The sequence below is a fragment of the Streptomyces sp. NPDC058231 genome (assembly GCF_042882275.1).
In the GTDB taxonomy this organism is placed as follows: Bacteria; Actinomycetota; Actinomycetes; order Streptomycetales; family Streptomycetaceae; genus Streptomyces.
Genome location: NZ_JBHVWN010000033.1, coordinates 1 through 1,395 on the forward strand (window position 1 = coordinate 1; position 1,395 = coordinate 1,395).

Below are 1,395 nucleotides of genomic sequence, written 5' to 3' on the forward strand. Positions count from 1 at the left end.
GCGGGGGTGCGGTCCCTCCCTCACTCCCCGCCCCCCGCGGGCCCCGCACCGCTTTTCCCCCGGGGGGGCGGGGGCCCCCGGGCCCGTGCGCCGGGGTCAGGCGTGCAGCAGCCCCATCACCTTCCCCACCACCGGCAGGTCGTTCAGTGCACCTCCGCTGGTCAGCGGGTCGGTGATGATGCCCGTGGTGATCGGCTTGAAGTCGGCGATCTGCGCCCCCACACCGTTGGTCAGCGGGTCCACGCCCGTCTTGGCCAGCGGGTCGAGCTGCAGCCTCGTGGCAGGCGAGATCCCGTTCCCGAGCGCCCCGGTCAACGCGCCCGTGGTCGCGTCACCGACCGCATCGAGGGTGCTGTCGGCACCCGTGACGGGCGCCGCGGGCACCGTCGCCGCCTGGGCCGCGGCTCCTCCCGCACCGAGCGCGGCTCCCACCGCGGTGACGGTCAGACCCGCGCGCAGCAGTGCCCGGCGCCGGGATGTGGACAGTGCGTGACGTGCCATGTGATTCCCACCTGATCGATACCGGTCCAGTAATCATCTGTGCGCGTAGAGTAGTTGAGGTGTGATGCTGGATACCAACACGGGCACCGGGGGATCCCCTGCGCGGGTCAATGCCTCACACTCGTGTCCTGTGAGTTCCCAACCGATCCCGACCCGCGTCGTGCTGCTCGCGGGCCCCTCCGGCTCCGGCAAGTCCTCCCTCGCCGCCCGCACCGGCCTCCCGGTGCTGCGGCTGGACGACTTCTACAAGGAGGGCGACGACCCCACCCTGCCGCTGGTCCCGGGCAGCGCGGACATCGACTGGGACTCCGCGCAGTCCTGGGACGCCGACACGGCGGTCTCCGCCATCGTGGAGCTGTGCCGGACGGGGCGTACGAACGTCCCGGTGTACGACATCGCCACCAGCTCACGGGTCGATCGCGAGGCGCTCCACATCGAGCGGACGCCGCTCTTCGTCGCCGAGGGCATCTTCGCTGCGGACATAGTCACCCGGTGCCAGGAGCTGGGCGTCCTGGCCGACGCGCTGTGCCTGCGCGGGCGCCCGACGACGACGTTCCGCCGCAGGCTGCTGCGGGATCTGCGCGAGGGCCGCAAATCGGTGCCGTTCCTGCTGCGGCGGGGGTGGCGGCTGATGCGCTCGGAACGGCGGATCGTGGCGCGGCAGACGATGCTGGGCGCCCATCCGTGCGGGAAGGAAGAGGCGCTGGGACGCGTGGCGGCGGCCGCGGCAGGACGTTGCCGACGGGTGCCGGCGGCGCGCGAGGCGGGCTGAGGCCTTCCGTTCGGATCACATGTCATGGGGGAGGGCGGGGGCCGCCCGGCGCCCCCCCCAGCAGGCGGCTTGAACCCTCACCCCTGCCCCCAACCGCGTGGGGGACGGGGTGTCCGGGAGGG

General features: G+C 73.0%; 2 protein-coding genes. One reads left to right on the forward strand and one right to left on the reverse strand.

Annotated features, from left to right (window positions below; all coding sequences use genetic code 11):
• Nucleotides 1-96: 96 nt before the first annotated feature.
• Nucleotides 97-501, reverse strand: a complete 405-nt coding sequence (locus ACFVXE_RS21810) for a hypothetical protein (RefSeq protein WP_389673240.1) — start codon at nucleotides 499-501, stop codon at nucleotides 97-99.
• A gap of 64 nt (nucleotides 502-565) precedes the next feature.
• On the opposite strand from ACFVXE_RS21810, the gene ACFVXE_RS21815 reads away from it, so the two are divergent.
• A complete protein-coding gene (locus tag ACFVXE_RS21815; protein WP_389673242.1) occupies nucleotides 566-1,273 on the forward strand; it encodes a uridine kinase in 708 nt (235 codons plus the stop codon).
• The last annotated feature ends 122 nt before the right edge of the window (nucleotides 1,274-1,395 follow it).

Coding starts and splice junctions, on each gene's coding strand:
- ACFVXE_RS21815 (WP_389673242.1), top strand. CDS start 566: ATGCTGGATACCAACACGGGCACCGGGGGATCCCCTGCGCGGGTCAAT.
- ACFVXE_RS21810 (WP_389673240.1), bottom strand. CDS start 501: ATGGCACGTCACGCACTGTCCACATCCCGGCGCCGGGCACTGCTGCGC.